Annotated in this window: 20 protein-coding genes; 11 read left to right on the top strand and 9 right to left on the bottom strand. The window is 59.9% G+C overall.

Annotated elements, in window-relative coordinates; genetic code table 11:
- Positions 1-191: 191 nt before the first annotated feature.
- The 10 genes from ndk to G5168_RS02030 all read left to right on the top strand — a co-directional run bounded on the left by ndk (position 192) and on the right by G5168_RS02030 (position 9,947).
- The gene (gene ndk / locus G5168_RS02075) at positions 192-620 is read left to right on the top strand and encodes a nucleoside-diphosphate kinase (protein ID WP_005333805.1); all 429 of its coding nucleotides are present in this window, start codon (positions 192-194) and stop codon (positions 618-620) included.
- Positions 621-787: 167 nt separating this feature from the next.
- On the top strand, positions 788-1,891 hold the full coding sequence (locus tag G5168_RS02070) for a bifunctional tRNA (adenosine(37)-C2)-methyltransferase TrmG/ribosomal RNA large subunit methyltransferase RlmN (protein ID WP_005344856.1): 1,104 nt from the start codon (positions 788-790) through the stop codon (positions 1,889-1,891).
- 11 nt (positions 1,892-1,902) lie between these two features.
- Complete coding sequence (gene tapF / locus G5168_RS02065) at positions 1,903-2,694, top strand: type IV pilus biogenesis/stability protein PilW (RefSeq protein ID WP_216953941.1); 792 nt, start codon at positions 1,903-1,905, stop codon at positions 2,692-2,694.
- Positions 2,684-3,655 (top strand): cytoskeleton protein RodZ, encoded by a 972-nt coding sequence (gene rodZ / locus G5168_RS02060; protein WP_421251785.1) that lies wholly within the window; start codon positions 2,684-2,686, stop codon positions 3,653-3,655. Before tapF ends, rodZ begins: the two co-directional genes overlap by 11 nt.
- A 10-nt stretch (positions 3,656-3,665) precedes the next feature.
- Positions 3,666-4,781 carry a flavodoxin-dependent (E)-4-hydroxy-3-methylbut-2-enyl-diphosphate synthase gene (gene ispG, locus G5168_RS02055; RefSeq protein WP_227340754.1) on the top strand — a complete coding sequence of 372 codons (1,116 nt, stop codon included), beginning with the start codon at positions 3,666-3,668 and terminating at the stop codon, positions 4,779-4,781.
- Positions 4,782-4,919: 138 nt separating this feature from the next.
- On the top strand, positions 4,920-6,197 hold the full coding sequence (gene hisS, locus G5168_RS02050; RefSeq protein ID WP_005344864.1) for a histidine--tRNA ligase: 1,278 nt from the start codon (positions 4,920-4,922) through the stop codon (positions 6,195-6,197).
- Positions 6,198-6,200: 3 nt separating this feature from the next.
- The gene (locus G5168_RS02045; RefSeq protein WP_021229680.1) at positions 6,201-6,851 is read left to right on the top strand and encodes a YfgM family protein; all 651 of its coding nucleotides are present in this window, start codon (positions 6,201-6,203) and stop codon (positions 6,849-6,851) included.
- Positions 6,844-8,028: an outer membrane protein assembly factor BamB gene (gene bamB / locus G5168_RS02040; RefSeq protein WP_005333796.1), complete on the top strand. Its 1,185-nt coding sequence runs from the start codon at positions 6,844-6,846 to the stop codon at positions 8,026-8,028. Before G5168_RS02045 ends, bamB begins: the two co-directional genes overlap by 8 nt.
- 74 nt (positions 8,029-8,102) lie before the next feature.
- Positions 8,103-9,599: a ribosome biogenesis GTPase Der gene (gene der, locus G5168_RS02035; protein ID WP_005333794.1), complete on the top strand. Its 1,497-nt coding sequence runs from the start codon at positions 8,103-8,105 to the stop codon at positions 9,597-9,599.
- Positions 9,600-9,722: 123 nt separating this feature from the next.
- Positions 9,723-9,947 (top strand): zinc ribbon domain-containing protein, encoded by a 225-nt coding sequence (locus tag G5168_RS02030; RefSeq protein ID WP_421251784.1) that lies wholly within the window; start codon positions 9,723-9,725, stop codon positions 9,945-9,947.
- A gap of 372 nt (positions 9,948-10,319) precedes the next feature.
- On the opposite strand, the gene mltF is transcribed toward G5168_RS02030, so the two are convergent.
- Positions 10,320-11,804, bottom strand: coding sequence for a membrane-bound lytic murein transglycosylase MltF (gene mltF, locus G5168_RS02025; RefSeq protein ID WP_421251783.1), 1,485 nt, complete (start codon positions 11,802-11,804; stop codon positions 10,320-10,322).
- 149 nt (positions 11,805-11,953) lie between these two features.
- On the opposite strand from mltF, the gene purL reads away from it, so the two are divergent.
- Positions 11,954-15,877, top strand: a complete 3,924-nt coding sequence (gene purL / locus G5168_RS02020) for a phosphoribosylformylglycinamidine synthase (RefSeq protein WP_421251782.1) — start codon at positions 11,954-11,956, stop codon at positions 15,875-15,877.
- A gap of 72 nt (positions 15,878-15,949) precedes the next feature.
- On the opposite strand, the gene G5168_RS02015 is transcribed toward purL, so the two are convergent.
- The 8 genes from G5168_RS02015 to nuoJ all read right to left on the bottom strand — a co-directional run bounded on the left by G5168_RS02015 (position 15,950) and on the right by nuoJ (position 26,050).
- Complete coding sequence (locus G5168_RS02015; protein ID WP_421172217.1) at positions 15,950-17,491, bottom strand: HD domain-containing phosphohydrolase; 1,542 nt, start codon at positions 17,489-17,491, stop codon at positions 15,950-15,952.
- A gap of 16 nt (positions 17,492-17,507) precedes the next feature.
- On the bottom strand, positions 17,508-18,938 hold the full coding sequence (locus G5168_RS02010) for an HD domain-containing phosphohydrolase (RefSeq protein ID WP_227340748.1): 1,431 nt from the start codon (positions 18,936-18,938) through the stop codon (positions 17,508-17,510).
- Between the two features lie 2 nt (positions 18,939-18,940).
- Entirely contained in the window at positions 18,941-20,065 is a 1,125-nt protein-coding gene (locus G5168_RS02005; protein ID WP_421251781.1) for an FIST signal transduction protein, read from the bottom strand.
- A gap of 181 nt (positions 20,066-20,246) precedes the next feature.
- Positions 20,247-21,710, bottom strand: a complete 1,464-nt coding sequence (nuoN, locus tag G5168_RS02000; protein WP_111899611.1) for an NADH-quinone oxidoreductase subunit NuoN — start codon at positions 21,708-21,710, stop codon at positions 20,247-20,249.
- On the bottom strand, positions 21,707-23,251 hold the full coding sequence (gene nuoM / locus G5168_RS01995) for an NADH-quinone oxidoreductase subunit M (protein WP_203117845.1): 1,545 nt from the start codon (positions 23,249-23,251) through the stop codon (positions 21,707-21,709). Before nuoM ends, nuoN begins: the two co-directional genes overlap by 4 nt.
- 98 nt (positions 23,252-23,349) lie before the next feature.
- The gene (nuoL, locus tag G5168_RS01990; protein WP_421251780.1) at positions 23,350-25,197 is read right to left on the bottom strand and encodes an NADH-quinone oxidoreductase subunit L; all 1,848 of its coding nucleotides are present in this window, start codon (positions 25,195-25,197) and stop codon (positions 23,350-23,352) included.
- Positions 25,194-25,502 carry an NADH-quinone oxidoreductase subunit NuoK gene (nuoK, locus tag G5168_RS01985; RefSeq protein WP_005337247.1) on the bottom strand — a complete coding sequence of 103 codons (309 nt, stop codon included), beginning with the start codon at positions 25,500-25,502 and terminating at the stop codon, positions 25,194-25,196. Before nuoK ends, nuoL begins: the two co-directional genes overlap by 4 nt.
- The gene (gene nuoJ / locus G5168_RS01980) at positions 25,499-26,050 is read right to left on the bottom strand and encodes an NADH-quinone oxidoreductase subunit J (protein WP_005359828.1); all 552 of its coding nucleotides are present in this window, start codon (positions 26,048-26,050) and stop codon (positions 25,499-25,501) included. The genes nuoK and nuoJ overlap by 4 nt, the downstream gene beginning before the upstream one ends.

Here is a 26,050-nt window from a genome sequence, read left to right as displayed (position 1 = left end):
GGTAACTATCGTGCGCAAGCGCACATATTTTCCGGCTCTGCTCGGTCAAGATGAGTGTGGATGTTGATTGCAAGGGAGTGATGTTTAATAAAAAGTTGCTTGTTTGTGTGTTTTTCCGGTTTTTGTTTACGTATAATCGCCAGCGAACATGGATTCTAACAATAAAACTCTGTAGTTAAGGAAAGATATCAATGGCCATCGAACGTACCTTCTCTATCGTTAAACCGGATGCTGTCAGCAAGAACCTGATCGGTGCCATCTATAGCCGTTTCGAAAGCGCAGGCTTGAAAGTGGTGGCATCCAAAATGCTGCACATGAGCAGTGAACAGGCTGCCGGTTTCTATGCCGAGCATCAGGGCAAGCCTTTTTATGACAATCTGGTCAGCTTCATGACCTCTGGCCCTGTCATGGTACAGGTGCTGGAAGGGGAAGACGCCATCCGTCGCAATCGCGAGATCATGGGTGCTACCAACCCGAAAGAGGCGCTGGCTGGTACCTTGCGTGCCTGTTATGCCGAGAGCATCGATCGCAACGCAGTACATGGCTCCGATGCACCGGCATCCGCTGCCCGCGAAATTGCCTACTTCTTCTCTGACAACGAGATCTGCCCGCGCGGCTGATTTTTGTGGATGATGACCCAAGGGAGCCTCGGCTCCCTTTGTTGTTTTCGCCGTTTACGCAATATCCCTCTATTCTCCAGGTGGAAAGCCAGACCCATTATTTGTACAATGCCGCCCCCTGACGTCGTCAGCCAATAATTGATGAAGTGTTTGAACTGAGGCCATTGATGAGCGAAACAAAAATCAACCTGCTGGATCTTGATCGGGATGCCATGCGTGCCTTTTTCGTCGAACTGGGCGAGAAGCCATTCCGGGCAGATCAGGTCATGAAGTGGATCTATCACTTTGGGTGTGATGATTTCGATCAGATGACCAACGTCAACAAGGTGCTCAAAGAGCGCCTCAAGGCGATCGCCGAGATCAAGGCGCCCGAGATCAGCCGCGAGCAGCGCTCTGCCGATGGCACCATCAAGTGGGCCTTGCAGGTGGGCGATCAGGAGGTCGAGACCGTCTACATCCCGGAAGATGACCGCGCGACCCTCTGCGTCTCCTCTCAAGTTGGCTGTGCGCTGGAGTGCAAGTTCTGCTCCACGGCTCAACAAGGCTTCAACCGCAATCTGAAAGTCTCCGAGATCATCGGTCAGGTGTGGCGTGCGGCCCGCGTGGTCGGTGGCAAGCGTCCCATCACCAACGTGGTGATGATGGGGATGGGCGAGCCGCTGCTCAACCTCGCCAACGTGGTGCCCGCCATGCGTCTGATGATGGATGACTACGGCTTTGGCATCTCCAAGCGCCGGGTGACCATCTCCACCTCTGGCGTGGTACCTGCGCTGGACAAGCTGGGCGACCAGATCGACGTGGCGCTGGCTATCTCCCTGCACGCCCCGAACGACAAGCTGCGTTCAGAGATCATGCCGATCAACGACAAATACAACATCGAGGAGTTCCTCGCCGGTGTCCGTCGCTACCTGGCCAAATCCAATGCCAACGGTGGTCGGGTAACCGTCGAGTATGTGCTGCTCGATCATATCAATGACGATATGCAGCATGCGCACGAGCTGGCCAAGGTGCTCAAGGACACTCCGAGCAAGATCAACCTGATCCCGTTCAACCCCTTCCCGGGCAACCCTTACGGCAAGCCGAGCAACAGCCGTATCGATCGCTTCTCCAAGGTGCTGATGGAGTACGGTTTCACCGTGATTGTCCGCAAGACCCGTGGTGATGACATCGATGCCGCCTGTGGTCAGCTGGTGGGTGACGTGATTGACCGTACCAAGCGAACTATCAAAAATCGGATGCAACAGGATGGGATTTCCGTCAAAATGGTTTAAATGCTAAGCCATTGTATAGACAGGGAATGGATACACGTACATTGATCGTAGTGGCAGCGCTCTGCGCGCTGCCAGGCTGTGTGACCGAGACCACTTACGCTGGCCAGAACTCGACCCAGCGTGAAGTGGGTCCTGACCTCAAGGCGGCTGCCCAAACCCGCCTCGACCTGGGTATCCAGTACCTGCGTCAGGGCAATGCCGAGCAGGCCAAGTTCAATCTTGATCGCGCCCTCCAGTATGACCCCTCCAATCCTCAAGTGCAGATCGGTTTTGCCTACTTCTACCAGAGGGTGGGGGATTTCAAGGCGGCTGAAGAGCATTACAAGAACGCCCTTGCCATGGATCCGTCCAATGCTGACGCAATGAACAACTATGGCGCCTTCCTCTGTGATCGTGGCCGTTATGATGAGGCAGACAAGGCATTCAACCAGGCTGTTATTCAACCAGGCTATGTGAAGATTGCCGATACCTATGAAAATGCGGCACTTTGTGCCCTGCAAAATCGCAGAAATGATAAAGCAACCGAGTACTATCTCCTGGCCTTGGGGTATAATCCGGGCAATCCAAGGTTATTGCTGGACTTGGCCGAGCTTTCCATGAAAGATGGCAAGCTGCCTGATGTGCAGTCCTACCTCGCCCGTTTTGCCGATGTGTCAGACGAGAATGAGGAGAGTCTCTGGTTGAGACTCAGATTGGCACAGGCAATGGACAAGCCGGCATTACTTCACCAATTCGGGACTGAGCTGGTAAGGCAATATCCCACTTCGCAACAAGCCAAGCGTTATTTAGCCAATGACTATTGAACAGCCACACGATTTCCAACAAGACGATTCCCAGGCAGCAGGTCCAGGCCAGCTGCTGCGCAATGCCCGTGAACAGCTTGGCTGGACACGAGAACAGGTTGCGTCCCGCATTCACCTTCGTCTGACCCTGATCGCCGCCATCGAATCGGATACCTACGACAAACATACGTCCCATACCTTTATTCGGGGCTATCTGCGTACCTATGCCAAGTTGGTCGGGATCCCGGAAGAGACCATTCTGGCCGCTTACGACAAGCTGGGTCTGACTCCTCCCGACAATATCGACATGCAGAGCTTCTCCCGTCGCTCTCGCCAGCAAGCCAACGACAATCGGCTCAAGGTAGTCACCTGGCTGGTTATTCTGGTGTTGATTGCGCTCTCGGTCGCCTGGTGGTGGCAGAGTACTTCCCGTCGCTCCGCCGGTGATGAAGCGCTGGCAGCCACCGAGATGAGTGCAACCGGTTCGACTCCGGCTGAACCTGCTATCACGCCGCCCGATGCGATCAAAACGGCTCCGGTGGAAGGCGCTGCCATCGCACCTGCCGCCACTGACGTGACTGCCCCCGCGGTGGTCTCCGATGCGACTGCTACCCTGGCGCCTGCTTCTGCGGCTGTTGCCCCGACCGATGTCAGCGCGGCTGTCGGCACTGCGACCGATGCTGCGGTATCCGGCGCCAATGGCACCGAATCTGAAGAGGCTGTCGTTGATCCGGCGACTGCGCCGCAACTGAAGATGAGCTTCACCGCCGATTGCTGGCTGGATGTGAAGGATGCCAACGGCAAGACCCTGTTCAGTGGTCTGAAGAAGGCCAACGACGAGCTGGTGCTGGAAGGCGCCGAGCCCCTGAAGTTCATCATTGGCGCGCCCATGGCCGTCAAGCTTGACTACAAGGGTCAGTCGTTTGATATGAGCCGTTACAACAACGGTCGTACAGCCCGCTTCTCACTGCCGCAGGAGTAATCTGTTTCCCATGTCTTCTCACGAATCACCCATCATTCGTCGTAAATCCAGACAGATCATGGTTGGTAATGTACCGGTTGGGGGCGATGCCCCCATTACCGTGCAGACCATGACCAACACCAAGACCACAGATGTCGCCGCCACCATCGAGCAGATCCAGCGGATCGAGCGGGTCGGTGCCGATATCGTCCGTGTCTCCGTGCCCACCATGGAAGCGGCGGAAGCCTTCCGGCTGATCAAACAGCAGACCCGCATCCCCATCGTTGCCGATATCCACTTCGACTATCGCATCGCCCTGAAAGTGGCCGAGTACGGTGCCGACTGCCTGCGTATCAACCCGGGCAACATCGGCAACGAGCAGCGGGTGCGATCTGTGGTCGATTGCGCGCGCGACCTCAATATCCCGATCCGTATCGGGGTCAATGGCGGGTCGCTGGAGAAAGATATCCAGGAGAAGTACGGCGAGCCGACCCCCGAAGCGCTGGTAGAGTCCGCCATGCGTCACGTGGACTACCTCGATCGCCTCGACTTTCAGGACTTCAAGGTGAGTGTCAAGGCCTCCGATGTGTTCCTGGCCGTCGGTGCCTATCGCCTGCTGGCCAAGCAGATCGAGCAGCCGCTGCACCTTGGCATCACCGAAGCGGGCGGTTTCCGTGCCGGCGCGGTGAAGTCTGCCATTGGTCTGGGCATGCTGCTCACCGACGGCATCGGCGATACCCTGCGTATCTCGCTGGCGGCGGATCCGGTGGAGGAGGTAAAGGTCGGTTTCGATATCCTCAAATCTCTGCGTATTCGCTCCCGTGGCATCAACTTTATCGCTTGCCCATCCTGCTCACGGCAGGAGTTCGATGTGATCGCTACCGTCAATGCGCTGGAAGAGCGGCTCGAAGACATCATCACCCCGATGGATGTTTCCATCATCGGCTGTGTGGTGAATGGCCCGGGCGAAGCACTGGTCTCCGACCTTGGTCTGGCGGGTGCCGCCAACAAGAGTGCCTTCTATGAAGGGGGCCTGCGGGTCGATCGGCTCGACAACAAGGATCTCATTCCAACTCTGGAGCGCCGCATTCGCGCCCGCGCCGCCATGCTGGATCCCGCCAACCGGATCCCGATGGACAAGGAGTAAGCGAAACAGGGCCACATTGGGTGGCCCTTTTTCCAGGTGACTGATTTTAAATCCCGCATCCGGATTCCCTGATTTTACCTTGGGGGGGAAAATCCCTATAATGCGGCCAAATTTTACCTCTTTTTCTCGAGTATCAACGTGGCAAAACAGATCCAAGCTATTCGCGGTATGAATGATTGCCTGCCGGAGCAGAGCCCGGTATGGCAGAAGGTTGAACAGATCCTGCGCCAGGTCGTTGCCAGCTATGGCTACAGCGAAGTGCGCATGCCGATTGTCGAGCAGACTCATCTGTTCAAGCGCGCCATCGGTGAAGTGACCGACGTGGTCGAAAAAGAGATGTACACCTTTGAAGACCGTAACGGCGACAGCTTGAGCCTGCGTCCGGAAGGGACCGCCAGCTGCGTCCGTGCCGGTATCGAGCACGGTCTGCTCTATAACCAGGAACGCCGGATGTGGTACATGGGCCCCATGTTCCGTCACGAGCGTCCCCAGAAGGGCCGTTACCGCCAGTTCCATCAGTTCGGTGTCGAGCTGTTTGGCATCAACGGGCCGGACATTGACGCCGAGCTGATCATGCTGACCCACCGCCTGTGGCGTCTGTTTGGCATCAGCGAGCATGTCACCCTGCAGCTCAACACCCTGGGCCAGAGCGCTGAGCGTGCCGCTTACCGCGATGCGCTGGTGGCCTATCTGGAGCAGTACAAGGATCAGCTGGACGAAGAGAGCCAGCGCCGCATGTACAGCAACCCGCTGCGGGTGCTCGACTCCAAGGATGAAAAGGTACAGGCCATTCTGGCGGGGGCCCCGCGTCTGTTCGACCATCTGGGCGAAGAGAGCCTGGCCCACTTCGAGGGGCTCAAGCGCCTGCTCGAGTCTGCCGGTATCAAATACGAAGTGAACGAGCGTCTGGTGCGTGGTCTTGACTACTACAACCTGACCGTGTTCGAGTGGGTCACCAGCAGTCTGGGTGCCCAGGGCACCGTCTGTGCCGGTGGCCGCTACGATGGTCTGGTAGAGCAGTTGGGCGGTCAACCGACCCCGGCCGTGGGCTTTGCCATGGGCATGGAGCGTCTGGTGCTGATGCTGGAAACTCTCGAGCTCAACGCCGATATCCGCCCGGCGGTGGATGTTTATCTGGCGATGGTGGGCGAGGGGACCGAGCAGGCTGGCTTCCAGCTGGCCGAGCGTCTGCGTGATGCCCTGCCGGACTTGCGTCTGATGAGCCACTGCGGTGGTGGCAACTTCAAGAAACAACTCAAACGTGCCGACAAGAGCGGCGCGGCAATCGCCCTGATCCTTGGTGAGACCGAGGTGCAAAACGGGGAGATCACTATCAAATATCTGCGTGGTCAGGCCGAGCAACAGACCGTCAAGGTTGACGCCGCCATTGCCCTGCTGGCAGCCAAAGGAGAGTAAGCTGTGGAAGTCTATACCACCGAAGAACAACAGGTTGAGGTTATCAAGGAGTGGTGGAAAGAGAACGGAACCTCGGTGATTGCCGGGACCGTGATCGGTCTGGTCGGTCTGTTCGGCTGGCGCTATTACAACCAGCACCAGCAAGAGACCATGGAGGCCTCCTCCCACTCTTACAACCAGGTGATTGAGCAGCTGGCCAAGGGCGATGCCGCCGGTTTCGAGCAGGCACAGCAGTTTGTCACTGCCAACAAGGGTGACTCCTACGGTGAACTGGCCGCTTTGCAACTGGCTGCCGCTGCCGTCAAGGCGGGCAAGCTGGATCTGGCTGCCGAGCAGCTGGAGCTGGTGGCGACCACGGGTGACGAGAGCATTCGTCCCATCGCGGCGCTGCGTCTGGCCCGTGTGCTGAATGATCAGGGCAAGGCAGATGAAGCGCTGGCCAAGCTGGCAACCATCCAGAATGAGGCCTTCAAGGCACAGGTAGCCGAAGCCCGTGGTGATGTGCTGCAAAAGCAGGGCAAGACCGAAGAGGCTCGTGATGCCTATCAAGCAGCGGCCGATGCTGGCGGCCTGCAGGGTAGCGCCGAGCTCAAGCTGAAAATGGACGATCTGGCCCTGCCGGCCGTTGCGACTGGTGAGGCACCGGATGCGTAATCTATTCAAGATGGTGGCGCTGGGGGCTGCGGTCTCCTTCGCTCTGCAGGGTTGCTCCCTGTTCAGTTCCGAAGAGGATCTCAACCCGATGGCGCCGCTGCCCAAGGTTGAATCTGCCTTCACTGCCGACACCGCATGGTCATCTACTGTGGGTGATGGCATCGGTGACTTCTACTCCCAGCTCAAGCCGGTGGTGGAAGAGGATCGCATCTACGCGGCGGCCCGCGACGGCGATGTCAGCGCTTTTGACCGTGCCAGTGGCGATCGCCTCTGGACTGTCGATCTGGCCGACCTGCCGGTCAACGCCGACAAGCGCAGCGCCCGCCTTTCCGGCGGCCTGGTCTCCCGTTACGGCAAGCTGTTCCTCGGCTCCGAGAACGGGGTGGTCTACGCCCTGAACGAAGAGAACGGTGAAGTGCTGTGGCAGACCAATGTGCCCGGCGAAGTGGTGGCAAGCCCCGCGGTGGAAGATGGCCGCGTGGTGGTGTTGACCACCTCCGGTCGCCTGATCGCCCTCGACACTGATGAAGGCAAGATGCAGTGGTCGCTCTCCGAAGAGCAGCCGCCGCTGACCCTGCGCAGTGCCGGTGCACCTGTGATCACCAACGGCGCCGTGATTTACGGTCGTGCCGATGGCAAGGTGGGCATCGCCCTGCTGAGCAACGGCCAGCCGGTGCGCCAGTCCAAGGTGGCTGATCCGCGCGGTGCCACCGAGCTGGACCGCATGGTTGACGTCGATGCCAGCCCGCTGATTGCCGGTGATGAGCTCTACGCCATCGCCTACAACGGTCAGCTGATGGCGCGCAAGCTGATGACCGGCGATGAAGTGTGGAAGCGCAAGTATTCCGGCTATCGCGATCTGGCGATGACCGGTAATGCCATCGTGCTGACCGACAGCCGCAGCCACCTGTTTGCCATCGACCGTCGCAACGGTCTGGAGCTGTGGTCCAACACCCAGCTGGAAAATCGTACCGTCACTGCACCTGTCATCTTCGGTGACTATGTGGTGGTGGGTGATGTGGAAGGATACCTGTATTGGCTTGATCGTACCGACGGTACCATCAAGGCTATGCAGCAGCTCGATAGCAGTGGTCTCTACGCCGCCCCGCTGGTGGATGGCGAGACCCTGTATGTGCAGAGCCGTGACGGCAAGTTGTACGCCCTCAAGCGTCCTTGATCGTCCGATAATGTGAATATCCGGCTCCTGGTCTTCGGACCCGGAGCCTTTGTCGTCTTGAGAATGAGGCTTTTATGACTCCTGTAGTAGCCCTGGTGGGCCGCCCCAACGTGGGGAAATCCACCCTTTTTAACCGCTTGACCCGTACTCGGGATGCCCTGGTTGCCGATTTTCCCGGTCTGACCCGGGACCGTAAATACGGTCAGGCGAAGTTGGGCGAGCTGGAATTTATCGTGGTCGATACCGGCGGTATCGATGGCACCGAAGAGGGGATCGAGCTGAAGATGGCCGAGCAATCTCTGCTGGCCATCGAAGAAGCGGACGTCGTGCTGTTCATGGTGGATGCCCGTGCCGGTCTGACCGCGGCGGATCAAGCCATTGCCGAGCACCTGCGCAAGGCCCACAAGAAGGTATTTCTGGTGGCCAACAAGACCGACGGTATCGACGGTGATTCCGCGGTCTCCGAGTTCTACGGTCTGGCGCTGGGCGAGGTCTACCAGATCGCGGCCGCCCACGGTCGTGGCGTGCTGAGCCTGCTGGAACTGGCCCTGGCTCCCCATCTGGAGACCCTGGTCGACTCCGCTACCGATGAAGATGCGCAGGATGAGGAAGAGGAGGACTTCGACGAAGAAGCCCTGCTGCGCATGGTGGCTGCCGGTGAACTCGATACCAAAGAGGACACCAAGGAGACCCCGTTCGCCGACCTGCCCATCAAGTTCGCCATCGTTGGTCGTCCCAACGTCGGTAAATCTACCCTGACCAACCGCATGCTGGGTGAAGATCGGGTCATCGTCTATGACATGCCCGGCACCACCCGTGACTCCGTTTACATTCCGATGGAGCGTGACGAGCAGAAGTATGTGGTTATCGACACCGCCGGTGTGCGTCGTCGTGGCAAGGTGCACGAGACGGTTGAGAAGTTCTCCGTTATCAAAACCCTGAAAGCCATCGAAGATGCCAACGTTTGCCTGCTGGTGATCGACGCCCAGGAGACCATCACCGATCAGGACTTGAGCATCCTTGGCTATGTGCTCCACGCCGGTCGCTCCGTGGTGCTGGTGGTGAACAAGTGGGATGGTCTGGATCAGAAGGTGAAAGAGGATGTGAAGAACGAGCTGGATCGTCGCTTGGGCTTCATCGACTTCGCTCGCGTCCACTTCATCTCCGCCCTGCACGGCAGCGGTGTCGGCCATCTGTTTGAATCCATTCAGGAGGCTTACCAGTCCGCCACCCGTCGTACCAGCACGGCCATGCTGACCCGCATCATGCAGATGGCGCAGGAAGATCACCAGCCGCCGATGGTTAATGGTCGCCGCGTCAAGCTCAAGTATGCCCACGCCGGCGGCTACAACCCGCCGCGCATCGTGATCCACGGCAACCAGCTGAACGACTTGCCGGACTCCTACAAGCGGTATCTGATCAACTACTTCCGCAAGTCCCTCAAGATCATGGGCTCGCCGATCCGGGTCGAGTTCCAGGAGTCGGTCAACCCGTTTGAAGGCAAGAAGAACACCATGACCCTGAGTCAGGAACGTCAGCGCAAACGCCTGCTGAAAATGAAGAAGAAATAAGCCCTTGCGGCTGCCCTCACCGGCAGCCGCTTTGTTATCCTCGCCATGTTAAGGTGAGGAATAAGGGGAGGGGGATCTGCCATGGAACAAGACCATGGCAGATCCACTTTCGAGGAGTTGATTATGGAAGCCCTGTTTTGCCCGTCATGCCAGGCTGAACTGGATACCCGCAGCAAGGAGCAAACCTGTGGCCAGTGTCAGGCCAATGTCCGCGTCACGGCCATCTGCCCCACCTGCCAGCAGGAGCTGGAGCGTCTCAAGGCGTGCGGCGCGGTGGATTACTTCTGCAACCACTGCAACTCGCTGATCTCCAAGCGGACGGTACAGTTCAAGGCTGAGCTGGTTTAAGACGATATTTAGGTGAGAAAGAAGATAAAAAACCCGGCGAATGCCGGGTTTATGCTGTGTGCTCTGCAATAAGCAGGGTATAGGATCGATTTCTGCGCCACAGGTTGCGCTTGATGTCATTAAGCTTGAGTTTGCGTCTGGGGCTCCAGCTGCACTTCGCTTTTCTGACCAGACTGATTTTTCTACGTTTTTGCATCTTGGTCTCCTCCCAACTCAGTTGGCCATCCCGGCCTTGGGTCATTGATGGAGCCCATCCGAAATTGCTGTTATTTAATCTCTCAACATAATGAAAACAATGCGATTTCGGATAGGCTCCGATGTGAATCGATGGTAACAGAGAAGTTTGCGTGAAAACAGCCGAATAATGGCTGGTTAGCGCATGGTGATCTGATTGACCACTTCGGTGATGGCGGTGGGGCGCTCGGCCAGCTCGGGCTCGCTGTCGTTGTCGAGACTCTCCCGCTGATGTGCCTTCTGTTGCTCGTTGTCGAGCCAGAGCAGACTCTGGTAATACTGGCGCACGTTGTTGACATAGTTACGCGCCTCGCTGCCACGGGCATAGCCGTAACGTACCTTGCGGTGCCAGCGCGCTTGCTGCAGCAGCGGCAGCACCTCTTTCACGTCGCTCCAGGCGTCAGGATTCTTGCCGAGCTCTTTGGTCAGGCGGCGGGCGTCCATCATGTGGCCGTAACCGATGTTGTAGGCGGTGAGGGCAAACCACACCTTCTCGTCATCGGGCACCGAATCCGGCACCTTCTCCATCATCTGTTGCAGATAGAGGGAGCCACCTTTGATGCTCTCTTCCGGATGAAGCCGGTCGTTGACCCCCATCGCTTTTGCAGTGGGCTCGGTCAGCATCATCATGCCGCGCACGCCGGTGTAGGAGCGGGCCTGCGGGTCCCAGTGGGACTCCTGATAGCTGATGGCGGCGAGCAGACGCCAGTCGATATTCTTGGCGTGAGTCTGGAACAGCGGCTGGTACTTGGGCAGCAGGCTCTTGGCGCGCTTGAGGAAGGTGCGGGTATCGACAAAGTCGAAGTTCTGCACGTGGCCGAAGTACTTCTCGTCGAGCTTGGCGATGGCACCATCCATAAAGCGCTGACCGAAGAAGTCGATGACGCTGGCATAGAGGCTGTCATCGGGCAGCTTGCTCATGGCCCAGGCAACGGTTTGCTTCTGGGCCAGGGTCAGCCCTTCGGTGAGCTCCGGGTAGTAGCGCTGTGTACGGGCCAGCACGGTATCCTGCACCACCGTGTAGTCAATCTTGCCATCCACCACCTGCTTGAGCAGCTCCTCAACATCGGCGTTGTCGCTGGTGCTCCAGGCTAGTTTCGGATTCTCTTTGCTCATCTCTTTGAGCAGATCTTCCCCGGTGGAGCCGGCGGCCACCACCAGCTTGCCCTTGATATCGTTCAACGAAGCCGGCTTGGGCTTGCCGTTGCGATAGACCAGTTTGGGAGAGACCTGATAGAAGCCCGGGCCGAAGCGAAACAGCTCGCGCCGCTCGGGGGTGACCATGATGGCGGCAGCTGCCAGATCGAGTTTGCCCTTTTTCAGCAGGGTGACCAGTTGGTCAGTGGTGTCGACCGGGATGATGGTGAGTTTCACCCCCAACCAGTCGGCATAATTTTGCGCCAGCTCGTAATCGAACCCCTGGGCGAGGTCGTCACGCTGGTAATAGGAGGTGGGACCATAGATGGTGCCAACCCGGATCTCGCCTCGCTGGCGGATCTGCTCCAGCTGGCTGGAGGGGCTATAGAAGTCGCAGCCAACCAGCGTCAGCGTCAACAACAGCCCGATAAACAGTCGAAAAATGCAGCGCAAGTAGGTGAGTACCTTTGTTGAAAAAATCGGCATTTGTCAAAAAAGAGGCACCTTTATACCAGAGAGTGTGCGCAGAGTCACACTGCACGAAGTGAGAAAAACGTTTGTCCGCTGTGAGCCAGATCCCTATAATACGCGCGTCTCAATTCCCCCCCACTTTAAAACTTGGTGAGAAAGGTCATATGGATATCTTGCGTGGTGCCCCAGCACTGTCTGATTTTCGTGTCCAAAAACTGCTGCAACGCTTCGCACAGATGAGAAACGAGAGTGGAGTAGAGAGCGGAGTAGAGATAGAGGATGTCTATGCCGAGTATGTGCACTTTGCCGAGCTGACAAGCCCCCTCTCTCCCCCCGAGCGAGCGACCTTGGGCCAGCTCTTGCGCTACGGCCCGACCATCCCCGAACACACCCCCAGCGGTCAGCTGTTTCTTGTTACCCCCCGCCCCGGCACTATCTCCCCCTGGTCTTCCAAAGCAACCGACATCGCCCACAACTGCGGCCTGAAACAGGTCAAGCGGCTGGAGCGTGGTATTGCCTATTACCTGACCATCAAGGGGCAGGGTGAGTTGAGTGCCGCCCAGCGCAGCGCCATTGCCGCCGTGCTCCATGATCGGATGATGGAAGTGGTGTTTGCCGAGATGAGCGAAGCTGCCGCCCTGTTTGCTCACCACGAGCCGCGCCCCTTCACCCAGGTGGATGTGCTGGGCGGTGGTCGCGCAGCCCTGGCCGAAGCCAACGTGGCGCTCGGTCTGGCGCTGGCCGACGACGAAATCGACTATCTGGTGGAGAACTTCACCAAGTTGGGTCGCAACCCCAACGACATCGAGCTCTACATGTTCGCCCAGGCGAACTCCGAACACTGCCGTCACAAGATCTTCAATGCCGACTGGACCATCGATGGCGAACAGCAGCCCAAGTCGCTGTTCAAGATGATCAAGAACACCTTCGAGCAGACGCCGGATCATGTCCTCTCTGCCTATAAAGACAACGCCGCCGTGATGGAAGGGAGCCAGGGTGGCCGCTTCTTCCCGAGCCCGGCCAACGGCGAATACCAGTATCACCAGGAACAGGTCGACATCCTGATGAAGGTGGAGACCCACAACCACCCGACCGCCATCTCCCCGTTCCCGGGCGCAGCCACCGGCTCCGGCGGCGAGATCCGCGACGAGGGGGCCACCGGTCGCGGTGCCAAGCCCAAGGCGGGTCTGGTCGGTTTCTCCGTCTCCAACCTGCGCATTCCCGGCTTCGAGCAGCCCTGGGAGCAGGATTTCGGCAAGCCGAGCCGCATTGTCAGCGCCTTTGACATCATGCAAGAGGGGCCGCTCGGCGGCGCCGCGTTTAACAACGAGTTCGGCCGTCCGGCCATTCTCGGCTACTTCCGTACCTTCGAAGAGGAGGTGCCGAGCCACAATGGCGTCGAGGTGCGTGGCTACCACAAGCCCATCATGCTGGCGGGCGGCATCGGCAACATCCGCACCGAACATGTCCAGAAAGGGGATATCCCGGTCGGTGCGGCGCTGATCGTGCTGGGTGGCCCGGCGATGAACATCGGTCTGGGCGGCGGTGCGGCTTCCTCCATGGCCTCCGGCCAGTCGGCCGAAGATCTCGATTTTGCCTCGGTGCAGCGCGATAACCCCGAGATGGAGCGCCGCTGTCAGGAGGTGATCGACCGCTGCTGGCAACTGGGGGACGACAACCCCATCGTCTTCATCCACGACGTGGGGGCGGGCGGTCTCTCCAACGCCATGCCGGAGCTGGTGAGCGATGGCGATCGCGGCGGTCGCTTCGATCTGCGCGCCATCCCGAACGACGAGCCGGGCATGAGCCCGCTCGAGATCTGGTGCAATGAATCCCAGGAGCGTTACGTGCTGGCGGTGGCCAAGGAGAAGCTGCCGCTGTTCAAGGCGCTGTGCGAGCGCGAGCGCGCCCCCTATGCCGTCATCGGTACCGCGACCGAAGAGAAGCATCTCACTCTCTCGGATGAGCACTTTGACAACCACCCCATCGACCTGCCGCTGGACGTGCTGCTGGGCAAGACCCCCAAGATGCATCGCGATGTGGTGACCCTGCCTGCACAAGGCAAAGCGCTCCAACTCGATGGCATCACCCTCGGCGAGGCGGCCGAACGGGTACTGCGTCTGCCGACCGTAGCGGAGAAGTCCTTCCTCATCACCATCGGCGATCGCAGTGTGACCGGTCTGGTCAACCGCGACCAGATGGTTGGCCCCTGGCAGATCCCGGTGGCCGATTGCGCCGTCACCGCTGCCACCTACGACAGCTATCACGGTGAAGCCATGTCGATGGGCGAGCGTACCCCGGTGGCGCTGCTCTCCCACGCCGCCTCCGCTCGCATGGCGGTGGCGGAAGCGCTCACCAACCTGGCACCGGCCCACATCGGGTCGCTGAAGCGGGTCAAGCTCTCCGCCAACTGGATGGCCGCTGCCGGTCACCCGGGTGAAGATGCCGGTCTCTATGAGGCGGTCAAAGCGGTGGGCGAGGAGCTCTGCCCGGCCCTTGGCATCACCATTCCGGTGGGCAAGGACTCCATGTCCATGAAGACCCGCTGGCAGCAGGATGGCAAGGAGCACAGCGTCACCTCGCCGCTCTCCCTGCTCATCTCCGCCTTTGCCCGGGTCGAGGATGTACGCAACACAGTCACGCCGCAGCTGCGTACCGATCTCGGTGAAACCGACCTTATCCTCATCGACCTTGGCAACGGCAAACAGCGCCTCGGCGCCTCGGCGCTGGCGCAGGTCTATCGCCAGCTGGGTGACAAGGCGCCGGATCTCGACAACCCGGTTCAGCTCAAAGGCTTCTTCAACGCCATTCAGGCGCTGGTGGCCGATCGCAAATTGATCGCCTATCACGACCGCTCCGACGGCGGCCTGTTCGTCACCCTGACCGAGATGGCGTTTGCCGGTCACTGCGGCCTCGACATCCAGCTTGATCGCATCGGTGGCGAGCTGCTGCAGGCGCTGTTCAATGAAGAGCTGGGCGCCGTCATCCAGGTGCGTCGTGAAGACAAAGAGACTGTGATGACCCTGCTGGCCGGTCACGGCCTGGCGGCTTGCTCCCATGTGCTCGGTACCGTGCGCGAAGGGGATCTCATCACCCTGCAGCGGAGCGGTCAGGAGGTCTATCGCGCCAGCCGCACCGCCCTTCGCACCATCTGGGGCGAGACCAGCTGGCAGATGCAGCGCCTGCGCGACAACCCCGAGTGCGCAGATCAGGAGCACGCGGCCCGTCAGGACGCCACCGATCCGGGCTTGCAGGCCAAGCTCAGCTTCAACCCGGCCGAAGATGTGGCCGTACCTTACATTGCCCGTGGGGTCTCCCCCCGTCTGGCCGTGCTGCGCGAGCAGGGTGTCAACTCCCATGTGGAGATGGCGGCGGCGTTCGATCGTGCCGGTTTCGCGGCGATCGATGTCCATATGAGCGACATTCTTTCCGGTCGCATCAAGCTGGAGGAGTTCCAGACCCTGGTGGCCTGTGGCGGCTTCTCCTACGGTGACGTGCTGGGGGCGGGCGAAGGCTGGGCCAAGTCCATCCTGTTCAACGACAACGCCCGCGAGCAGTTCCAGCGCTTCTTCGAACGCGGCGATACCTTGTCGCTGGGCGTGTGCAACGGTTGCCAGATGATGTCCAACCTGCGGGATCTCATCCCGGGTGCCGATCTCTGGCCGCGCTTTGTGCGCAACCGCTCCGAGCGCTTCGAGGCGCGCTTCAGCCTGGTGGAAGTGCAGGAGTCCCCGTCCGCCTTCTTCGCCGGCATGGCAGGCTCGGTGATGCCGATTGCCGTTTCCCACGGGGAAGGGCGTGTCGAGGTGCGCGATGCCGCTCACCTGAACGCACTGCAGCAGAGCGGTCTGGTAGGACTGCGCTTTGTCGACAACCGCGGCAGCGTGACCGAGCAGTATCCTGCCAACCCGAACGGCTCGCCGGATGGTATCACCGCCGTGACCACCACCGATGGCCGCGCCACCATCATGATGCCGCACCCGGAGCGGGTGTTCCGCACCGTGGCCAACTCCTGGCACCCCGACAACTGGGGCGAGGATGGGGCCTGGATGCGGATGTTCCGCAACGCCCGGGTTCGTCTGGGTTAATCGCGACTGCGCCAGCACATAAAAACAGAAACCGGCCAAATTTGGCCGGTTTTTCAATATGGGCTCTGTCGATCAGGTTTGGCCGTGGCCAAGTTCATGAGGGGTAAACTCTCCCCGATCCAGAATACGCAGACAGGCATCGACCACGGCTTCATCCAGCTGGACTCCCCGCATGGCCATGATATGGGTTCGGGCCTGCGCAATCCCCAGGGCAGCACGGTAGGGACGATCCGATGACATGGACTCCACTATATCGGCGACCGTGAGAATGCGCGCTTCCAGCAGGATCTGCTCGCCTTTTAACCCTGATGGATAGCCGGAACCGTCGAGATACTCGTGGTGCTGGTGGATCATCCGGGCTATGGGCCAGGGCAGGGCGATATCCTTGAGCACCAGATAACCCGCTGTCGGATGCTCCTTGACCAGATTGAACTCCTGGGGGGTCAGTTTGCCCGGTTTGGTGAGGATCTCGACAGGGACCTGGATTTTGCCGATATCGTGCACCATGGCGCCCAGATAGAGACCGCGTAGCGGTTTATCACCCAACCCCAGTTCTCGGCCGATGGCCAGCGCCAGGGTAGCGACATGCTTCTGGTGTCCGGCGGTGTAGGGATCGCGTTGTTCCAGCACGGCAGCGATGGCTCCCAGCGCATCCTCTAGGGCCAGCTCCAGTTGGCGGGCATGCATGGTTTTTTCACGCTGGGCGGCAAGATAGGCCTGCTGGGTTCGACGTGCCTGCAGGCCATAGGTCAGGTAGTCGGCCAGTCCGTTGAAGAGATGCACCTCCTCATCCGTGAAGGCTCTGGCCTGCGTGCTGTGAATAAGCAGTCCGCCTGGCACAGTGGCTTGCCACTGCAATGGCAGCAGCAGCCGTCCCCTCAAGGTGGCGGAGTGGTGGACCAGTTCGGTGCCAAGTGCTTCGTTGCGCATCTCGCCTGAACTGATTGCACTGATCAGGGCTGCGTCCCGGGTGAGCCAGTTATCGCTGGCAAACCAGACGGCCTGACCTGCCTGCGCCAGGATCTGTACTCTGTTCTGATCAGCGGTCTGCAGTACGGTCACCAGGGGAAAACGGCCATCGAAAGTGATGGCATCACAGATCTCCTGCAGTAGTGTCTGTTCATCCCCCTGCTTGAGCATGGCATGGTGGGCGCGGGTTATTGCTTCCAGCGTCCAGGTATATTGCTGGAGACGCTCCTGCTGCTGTTTCTGGTCGGTGATATCTTCGAAAAAGACAGCGACACCGATCACCTTGCCCAGCTCATCGTACAGGGGAAACTTGGTGGTACTGAGCCAGCGGTCTTCACCCCCTTTCAGATATGGTTCTTCGTGATGCCGGGTTGTGCCGCTGGCCATGACCTGGAGATCGTCATCCCGGTAGCGTTGGGCCAGCTCGGCCGGGAAAAAATCGGCATCGCACTTGCCAACCAGTTCGGCCGGGGTGAGGGCCAGATCGTCGGCCAGCAGTCGGTTGCAGGCGATGAAGTGTGAACGGGTATCTTTCAACAGGACGCGATAGGGCAGCTGTTCCATCACCTGATGGAGCAGGGCTGCGGTGGGGTGAGAGCTGACGCCCGGTGGCTGAATGGATGGCGGTAGATCTTTTAACATCATCTTGGTGCAACCAGAGTCAGGTGGTAGTAAAGCGGTAGCCCGCTTGCCAGACGGCGAAACAGGCATCGACCACCTGTTCGTCGTAATGCACACCGGCATAGCGCGTCAGCTCGGCGAACGCATCGGTGAGAGAGAGGGCGCGCCGGAACGGACGGTGGGCCGTCATGGCGGCCAGGGAGTCGGCGACCCGTATAATCCTCGCCTCCAGCGAGATCGCATCCCCCTGTAGCCCTTGTGGGTAGCCGCTACCATCGAGATTTTCATGGTGCTGCATCACTATGGTGGTGATGGGCCAGGGGAAGTCAATCTGTTGCAGGATCTCGCGGCCAGTGTCCGGATGCTGTTTGATCAGTTCGAACTCAACCGGCCTCAGTTCCCGCGGGCGAGTGAGGATCTCCGCCGGGATCTGCAGCAGGCCGATGTTATGCACCATGGCCGCAAGACCCAATCCATCCAGCTGCTCTTGCGGCAGTTGCAGCTGTTGACCTATAGCCAGCGCGAGATCATGCACGCGCCGTTCGTGTCCTGCCGTGACCGGATCTTTGTGGGCAATCGCGGAGGAGAGGGCCGCGATGGTCTGAAACAGCAGGGTGCGCTGGCGCTGCTCGCTTTCCTTGATATGGGTGATGTCGACCAGTGCCCCTATGATTCCGGCCACCTCGCCCTGATGGTCATAGAAGAGATCCTTGAAGTTGAGCACCTGGTAGCGGTGGCCGCTGCGATCAAACAGCGTGTGTTCAAAATATTGCGGCTGCCTGCTGCGCAGCACCTCCATGTCCCTTTGGGTATATTCGTCCGCCATCTCCGGGGGCAGGATTTCGTCCACCCGCTTCCCCTGCAGCTCGGCCTTGCTGATCCCGGTGACCTGGGTAAAGGCCGGGTTGCAGCTGAGAAAGCGCCCTTCGACATCCTTGTAGAACACCGGGATGGGAATGGCCTTGAGCAGGGATTCGTTGAGGCGCTGCATGTCGACCAGCTCGGCCTGCTGGCGCCTGGCGAGCTGTTCGCTGTCCTTGCACAACTGGATGGCGCGCGCCAGATTACCGAGAACCGGGCTGAACAGATGGCAGACCGGCACTGTGTGCTGCTGGGGTTGGGGGGCCAGCAGCAAGATGAGATATCCCCCGTCAACCCTGAGCCGATAGGCAAAGTGGTACGGTCGGCCACCGGGGAGAGGCAAGGTCGTTTGCAGCGCACATTGGTCACCTTCAACAATCCAGGCAGGCAAGGAGAGCAGCGAGCCACTGTGCCGGGATAGCTGATCATCACCAATGACCTTGAGCAGCTCATATCCTTCCCGTTGCTGCTGCAATACCACACCAACCGGTGTGGCACAGTGAAACATAAAGCGCTGCAACACTTTGGTGAGCAGGGCATCGAGTGTGACCTCCCGACCGATGCAGAGGGCGAGATCGCAGACAATGGCCATGGCGTGATCGTTATTCATTGCTAACCCTCGCTGAGACAGAGGATGGCACCGTTGTGAAAGAGCGGGTAATCCCCCGGCCTTACACTTCCTATCTCGCCAAGAGAGAGGGCCCCGACCAGCTCGTGGGCTCCGCTGTGGCTAAAGAGGGTCTCCAGCTCCAGGGTGCTCTGTTCGTCGAAGTGCTGCTGACGGCCGGCGCAGTAATAGATCTCGAGGCGCTCGGGTGTACCGTGCCGGCCGAGCTTTTCGGCCAGTTCGACAGCGTGCTCTGTGGGGCTTTCCGGGGCTTTCAGCAGTGTGAGAATACTGTGGTCAGGCACCTCTCCGACGCAGAGCAGGGCACCTTCGTCGGTAACGGCGACCGGGATCCGCACGATCACATCGCCATTGGCTCGCAGCAACCCCAAGGGCAAATGTACACCGTACCGATAGAACTGCTCTGGTGTGAGGTTTTGCTGGAACTGCTGCCGGATCAGGGATTGATAGCGGCTAAAAGCCGGCTCCCAGTCGATAAAGGAGATCTTGTTGCCTTCACTGCTGGTGGCGAGCATGGGCTGGGCAGTGAGTTGATAGCCGTGCTCCAGCAAGGGGGGACTGTGGGGGGAGAGCAGTGCACAGCTGACCCCATGCCCCAGCAATCTCTGGGTGTCAAACAGGCAGGGCATGGCTGTGAACTGGCCGCTACCTGCATTGACACCCGCATAGTTGACCCTGTCCGCCAGCCTTAGATAGATCCCCTCGAGCAGGGTTGCAATATTGGGGAGCATGGCGTCAAAGGTGAGAAAGAGGGTGGGAACCTTCTCGGTATCCGGCCATTCTGCCAGTCGGGACGCCAACTGCTCGCAGATGATATCGGCCAGTGTATCGGCACTGGCTGTAGGGGAGAGCGAGAGCAGCAGAGGATTGTGGGATGCTGGTCGGGGCAACAGCCAAGCCCCCCTTTCGTGGAAACCGTGCCGACTGACAAGGCGTGGAAAGATGGCGCCGCAGAGTTGAATGTTGAGGCGCTGACACTGCTGCTGCAGATCGGCAACGCGTGCGGCATCCCGCTCGGCTAGCAACACATCGAGTCGTTGCCCCTCATAGGGAAGCAATGCATCGGCCAGTGGATGCGCATCAAATTGATGAAAAGTAGGCTGCATCATCGCTCGGAACTCCATTCCTGCCAGTCATCAATATATCAGCAAGGGGGTTGGATGAATACCGGACGAGACCAACGGCTGCACGGGGTGTGAGATGCCAACACAAAAGGGTCTCTGCCAGCAGGCAATCCACATAAAAAAGAAACCGGCCACATGGGCCGGTTTTGAAGGGGAATGAGCCGGGTTACTGCAACACCACCTGCTGGAACCCTTGTACCAGACTGATGACCGGCTGGGGATAGAGCCCCAGCAACACCACCAGGGCGGCAGAGAGCAGTACCACCACACCACCGGAGGAGAGCGCCCAGTCGGCGCTGGCATCGCGCTGCTGCATGCCCGGTTCGCGCAGATAGAGGGTCACCATCACCTTGAGGTAGTAGTAGAGACCCAGTGCGCTGCCGAGCACGATGGCGCCGGAGAGCCACCAGAGCTGCGCCTCGACGGTGACGCCGATGAGGTAGAACTTGCCGATAAAGCCGAGGGTCATCGGGATGCCCGCGAGTGACAACATCATCACCGTCAGTACGGCAGTCAGATAGGGGCGCTTCCAGAACAGACCGCGATAGCTGTGCAGGGAGTCGGCATCCTTGCCGCGATAGGGGCTCGACATCATGCTCACCACCCCAAAGGCACCCAGGCTGGTGAACAGATACATCAGCAGGTAGACCCCGGCTGCTTCCACCGGCATCTGGCCGAATCGGCTCGCCACGATCACCGCCAGCAGGTAACCGAAGTGGGAGATGGAGGAGTAACCCAGCATCCGTTTGACGTTGGTCTGCACCAGGGCCAGCAGGTTGCCGACCAGGATGGATATGACCGCCATGGCTGCCAGCAGCCAGTGGATCATGGGATCGCTCGCCGCCGGTACCGCCAGATAGAAGCGCAGCAGCACGGCAAAGACCGCCACCTTGCTGACGGTGGCGAGGAAGGTGGCCACCGGTGCCGGGGCACCTTCGTAGACATCCGGGGTCCAGAGGTGGAAGGGGGCCAGGGAGAGTTTAAAGGCAAAGCCGACCAGCATTAACCCCAAACCGCCCATCAGCAGCGGATGGTGAGCCGGGCTCTCGGCCAGGGTCTGCCCCAGGGCAGCAAAGCTCAGGCTGCCTGCCTGTGCATAGAGCAGCGCCATGCCAAACAACAGGAAGGCGGTGGCGGCGGCAGAGAGCACCATGTATTTCACCGCCGCTTCCAGCGAGTGGCGCTCGCGGTAGGCGTAACCCACCAGACCGAACATTGGCAGGGTCAGCATCTCGATCCCGATAAAGAGAGAGGCGAGGTGACGGGAGCAGGCCAGCACCAGACCACCAGCGGTGGCGATCAGCAGCAGCAGAAAGAACTCCTCCCGGTTGTCCGGGTAGGCTTTCAGCCACGATTGACCGAAGGTGCAGGTGGCCAGGGCGCCGATGAGCACCAGTCCCATGTAGAAGACGGCGTAACTGTCCACTTGCAGCAGCGGGGTGACCCCCTGATCTCCTTGCGCCATCACGATGGGCAGGCAGAAGAGCGCCAGATTGAGACCAATGATGGTGACGGTAAAGGCGGTAGTGACACAGCGGCGCCACGCGATGGCCAGCATCAGGGCCGCCATGGCCCCGGTGGTCAGCAGCAGGGGAAGCAGTGCCAGCAGTTGGGAAGCGGAGAAAGTCATTGCAGAGCTCCAGCAGTCGGCAGCAGATACCAGTGCAGCACGTTGATGAGGCTGCTGCTGGCGGTATCAATCACGGGTTGGGGATAGAGGCCCAGCAGAACCAGCAGGCCCGCGATCACCATCATCATGGTCAGCTCGCGGCGATCCAGTCCTTTCAGGATGCTCTCATCCTTGGCGGGGCCAAAGCAGGCGCGCTGCAACATGATGAGAGAGTAGACCGAGGCCAGCACCAGACCGAAGGTGGCGACTGCCGTGATGACAGGGGCAACCTGGAAGCTGCCGACCAGGATCAGGAACTCGCCGACAAAGTTGCCGGTGCCCGGCATGCCGAGCGACGCCACCGAGAAGAACAGCATCACGCCGGGCAGATAGCGCAGACGCCCCCACAGGCCGCCCATCTGGCGCAGATCCCGGGTGTGCAACCGCTCGTAGAGCTGACCGCAGAGGATAAAGAGGCCGGCTGCGGAGAGACCGTGGGCGATCATCTGCACCACGGCGCCCTGCAGGGCCAGCTCGCTACCCGAGTAGATAGCGATCATCACAAAACCCATGTGGGAGATGCTGGTGTAGGCCACCAGCCGTTTGATGTCGGTCTGGGCAAAGGCCACGATGGCACCATAGACGATCCCGATCAGGCCCAGCACCATGGCGTAGGGGGCAAATTCGGCAGAGGCTTCGGGGAAGAGCGGCAGGGCAAAGCGCAGCAGACCGTAGGCGGCGGTTTTGAGCAAAATACCGGCGAGATCCACCGAACCTGCGGTCGGCGCCTGACTGTGGGCATCCGGCAGCCAGCCGTGCAGCGGTACCAGCGGCATCTTGACCGCGAAGGCGATAAAGAATCCCAGCATCAGCAGCCACTGAACGCCCTTGCTCATCGGGGTATTGAGCAGCTCCAGATAGTTGAAGGTGAAGACTCCGGTGGCATGCTGGTGGGTCAGCACCAGCCCGATGATGGCCACCAGCATGATAAGGCCGCTCACCTGGGTGTAGATGAAGAACTTGGTTGCTGCGTTGATCCGTGATTTGCCGTCAGTGACCGAATGGCCCCAGAGCGCAATCAGGAAGTACATGGGGACCAGCATCATCTCCCAGAAGAAGAAGAAGAGGAACAGGTCCAGCGCCATAAAGACCCCGAGCACGCCGCCCAGGATCCAGAGCAGGTTGAGGTGGAAGAAGCCGATGCGTTGCACGATCTCTTTCCACGAACAGAGGATGGCCAGCACCCCGATAAAGCAGGTGAGGATCACCATCAAGAGCGACAGGCCATCCACCGCCAGATGCAAAGAGATGCCAAAGCGGGGGATCCACGGCAGGCGCCACTCGGCGGCCCAGGCGGAGGCAGCACCGGTGACGCCCGCGCTGTCGAGACCCGTGGTGGCAAGGGAGAAGTCACCACTTAGCCAGATGGCACAGGAGAGCAGCAGGCTGGCGCTCATGGAGAGCAGGGCTACCCAGCGGACAAACTGCCCGCCGAGACGCTCCATCTGCCAGCAGAGCAAGCCACCGATAAAAGGAATTAGCAAGATCCAGAGTAAAGTCACGGTATCAGCTCTCGTTCAAGTTCATATGAGATTGCGCTCCCTGTTCCATCAGGGAGAGCAAACAGCCTGGCTGTATGATTGTCCGGTTGTTCATCGCGTTACCCCAGCAGCAACAGCGCCAGCACCAGCACGGCGCCGATCCCCATGGAGGCGGCATACCAGCGCAACTTGCCGGTCACGGTCCAGGCCAGCAGCTGGTTGCCACGCAGGGCAAGCCAGGCGGGCAGGCCCATCATCCAGTCCAGCGGATCCTGCCCGACCAGACGGGTCGCCAGCAGATAGGGCTTGACCCACAGCTGGTCATAGAGCCAGTCAAAGCCCCAGGCGTTGAACCAGAGGGTGCTGAGCAGGCGGCCCGGCGCGCTGTTGGCAATGGAGGTGGCCAGACGGCGCTCACCGAGGAACAGAAACGCGGCCAGTGCAATGCCTGCGATGGCGATGATGCCAGAGGCTACCTCCAGTGCATGGCGACCCTCTTCGATATGGTCTCCCGGGCCTGCGGGCAGTACACCTGCCAGTGGCGGGGTGATCAGCGCGCCTATGCCGGTGGAGAGCACCAGCAATACCAGCAGCGGCAGATGGTGAGCCAGACCGTGGCCCGCATGGGCTTTGGTCTGCTCTTTGCCATGGAAGGCGATAAAGATCAGCCGGAAGGTATAGAGCGACGTGAGGAATGCCCCCGCCAGACCTGCCCACAGCAGCGTGCTTTGGCCAGAGGCTTCTACTTGCCACAGGATGGCGTCCTTACTGTAGAAACCGGAAGTGACCAGCGGCAACGCCGCCAGCGCCGAGCCCCCAACCAGGAAGCAGGCATAGACCAGCGGCAAACTCTTGCGCAGGCCACCCATCTTGAAGATGTTCTGCTCATGGTGGCAGGCAACGATAACGGCACCGGCGGAGAGGAACAGCAGCGCCTTGAAGAAGGCGTGGGTCATCAGGTGGAAGATGGCCCCTTCCCATGCGCCGACACCCAGTGCCAGAAACATGTAGCCAATCTGGCTCATGGTGGAGTAGGCGAGGATCCGCTTGATATCGGTCTGAACCAGCGCGGCAAAGCCTGCCAGCACTAGGGTGATGGCGCCAACCAGCCCGACCAGATGGAGGATCTCTGGCGCCAGCAGGAACAGGCCGTGGGTACGGGCAATCAGGTAGACACCGGCGGTCACCATGGTGGCGGCGTGGATCAGCGCGGAGACGGGCGTCGGGCCTGCCATCGCATCCGCCAGCCAGGTTTGCAGCGGCAGCTGTGCCGATTTGCCGACCGCGCCGCCCAGGAGCATCAGGCAGGCCAGCGACAGGGCAGGGGAGCCCTCGGCAAACAGGGTCGGGGCACGAACCAGCAGCTCGTGGATATTGAGGGTGCCCAGCTCCCGATAGAGGATAAACAGGCCGATGGCGAGGAAGACATCACCCACCCGGGTCACGACAAATGCCTTGAGGGCCGCTGCGCCGTTCTTGCGATCCTTGTAGTAGAAGCCGATCAGCAGATAGCTGCACAGCCCTACCCCTTCCCAGCCGAGGTAGACAAACAGCAGGTCATCGGCCAGCACCAGAAACAGCATGCTGGCGATAAAGAGGTTGGTGTAAGTGAAGAAACGGGAGTAACCCTCTTCACCGCGCATATACCAGGAGGCGAACAGGTGGATAAAGAATCCCACCCCGGTCACCACCCCCAGCATGGTCAGCGACAGGCCATCAAGTGCCAGCGAGAAGCTCGGTGTAAAGTTGCCCACCGCCATCCATTGCCACAGGCGCTGGACATAGACGCCCCCCTCGGGCGGGTTGCCCAGAAAGTCGATGCCCACCCACAGGGTAGTGAGGGCCGACAGGCCAATGGAGCCTACCCCGATCAGCGCCGAGGTACGCTCACCAAACCGGCCGAGGGAGAAGGCCAACACCAGCCATCCCAGCAGCGGAAATAGAAAAGTCAGATATAAGAGGCTCATCCGCGCATCTCGCTCACAGTGTCCACGTTCAGGGTGTGGTAACGACGATAGAGCAGCAGTAACAGGGCGAGGCCGATACTGGCCTCCGCTGCCGCCAGAGAAATCACCAGGATATACATGATCTGGCCATCGGCCTGCGCCCAGCGGCTACCCGCTACCACAAACGCCAGTGCCGAGGCATTCATCATGATCTCGATACTCATCAGGATGTAGAGCAGGTTGCGGCGGATCAGCAGACCGCACAAGCCGATGCAGAAGAGCACCGCGGCCAGCAGGAGGCCGTGCTCCATAGGGATTCCATTCATTGCTGACCTCCTTCTTGTGCAGAGCGGGATGCTGTGCGGGGGACGGAGAGCACTTCACCGCTCTTCTCTTCCCGACCCAGGTGATAGGCGGTTACCAGACCCGCCAGCAGCAGGATGGAGGCAAGCTCCACCGCCAGCACATAGGGGCCAAAGAGCTCGACACCCACCTGCTTGGCGGTCACCTCGGTCACTCCGATCAGGCCCCCGGTCACCCCGAGAATGCCGTGGGCCAGAAAGCCCAGCAGGATCAGCGAGAGCAGGGCGGGGCCCCCCCAGGTCATGGGGGTGAGCCACTTTTTCTCCTGTGCCTGGGCACTCCCCAGGTTCAGCATCATCACCACGAACACGAATAGCACCATGATGGCGCCGGCGTAGACGATCACCTGCAGGGCGCCCGCAAAAGCGGCACCCAGGCAGAAGAAGATCATGGCCACGGCGATGAGGGAGATGATGAGATTGAGCAGCGCATGCATGGGATTGCTGGTGCTGATCACCCGCAGCGTGCTGTAAATGGCCACCAGGGCCGAGGCATAAAATGCCAGTTCCAT

The organism is Aeromonas sp. 600724 (assembly GCF_049175135.1).
Lineage (GTDB): Bacteria > Pseudomonadota > Gammaproteobacteria > Enterobacterales > Aeromonadaceae > Aeromonas > Aeromonas veronii_A.
The sequence above is the reverse complement of the archived record's forward strand: the minus strand, read 5'-3'. Positions and strand labels throughout refer to the sequence as shown.

What these genes read in the sequence shown, in the direction of transcription:
- ndk (WP_005333805.1), top strand. Translation starts at nt 192, where the DNA reads ATGGCCATCGAACGTACCTTCTCTATCGTTAAACCGGATGCTGTCAGC.
- G5168_RS02070 (WP_005344856.1), top strand. Translation starts at nt 788, where the DNA reads ATGAGCGAAACAAAAATCAACCTGCTGGATCTTGATCGGGATGCCATG.
- rodZ (WP_421251785.1), top strand. Translation starts at nt 2,684, where the DNA reads ATGACTATTGAACAGCCACACGATTTCCAACAAGACGATTCCCAGGCA.
- ispG (WP_227340754.1), top strand. Translation starts at nt 3,666, where the DNA reads ATGTCTTCTCACGAATCACCCATCATTCGTCGTAAATCCAGACAGATC.
- bamB (WP_005333796.1), top strand. Translation starts at nt 6,844, where the DNA reads ATGCGTAATCTATTCAAGATGGTGGCGCTGGGGGCTGCGGTCTCCTTC.
- der (WP_005333794.1), top strand. Translation starts at nt 8,103, where the DNA reads ATGACTCCTGTAGTAGCCCTGGTGGGCCGCCCCAACGTGGGGAAATCC.
- G5168_RS02030 (WP_421251784.1), top strand. Translation starts at nt 9,723, where the DNA reads ATGGAAGCCCTGTTTTGCCCGTCATGCCAGGCTGAACTGGATACCCGC.
- mltF (WP_421251783.1), bottom strand. Translation starts at nt 11,804, where the DNA reads ATGCCGATTTTTTCAACAAAGGTACTCACCTACTTGCGCTGCATTTTT.
- purL (WP_421251782.1), top strand. Translation starts at nt 11,954, where the DNA reads ATGGATATCTTGCGTGGTGCCCCAGCACTGTCTGATTTTCGTGTCCAA.
- G5168_RS02015 (WP_421172217.1), bottom strand. Translation starts at nt 17,491, where the DNA reads ATGATGTTAAAAGATCTACCGCCATCCATTCAGCCACCGGGCGTCAGC.
- G5168_RS02010 (WP_227340748.1), bottom strand. Translation starts at nt 18,938, where the DNA reads ATGAATAACGATCACGCCATGGCCATTGTCTGCGATCTCGCCCTCTGC.
- G5168_RS02005 (WP_421251781.1), bottom strand. Translation starts at nt 20,065, where the DNA reads ATGATGCAGCCTACTTTTCATCAATTTGATGCGCATCCACTGGCCGAT.
- nuoN (WP_111899611.1), bottom strand. Translation starts at nt 21,710, where the DNA reads ATGACTTTCTCCGCTTCCCAACTGCTGGCACTGCTTCCCCTGCTGCTG.
- nuoL (WP_421251780.1), bottom strand. Translation starts at nt 25,197, where the DNA reads ATGAGCCTCTTATATCTGACTTTTCTATTTCCGCTGCTGGGATGGCTG.
- nuoK (WP_005337247.1), bottom strand. Translation starts at nt 25,502, where the DNA reads ATGAATGGAATCCCTATGGAGCACGGCCTCCTGCTGGCCGCGGTGCTC.
- nuoJ (WP_005359828.1), bottom strand. Translation starts at nt 26,050, where the DNA reads ATGGAACTGGCATTTTATGCCTCGGCCCTGGTGGCCATTTACAGCACG.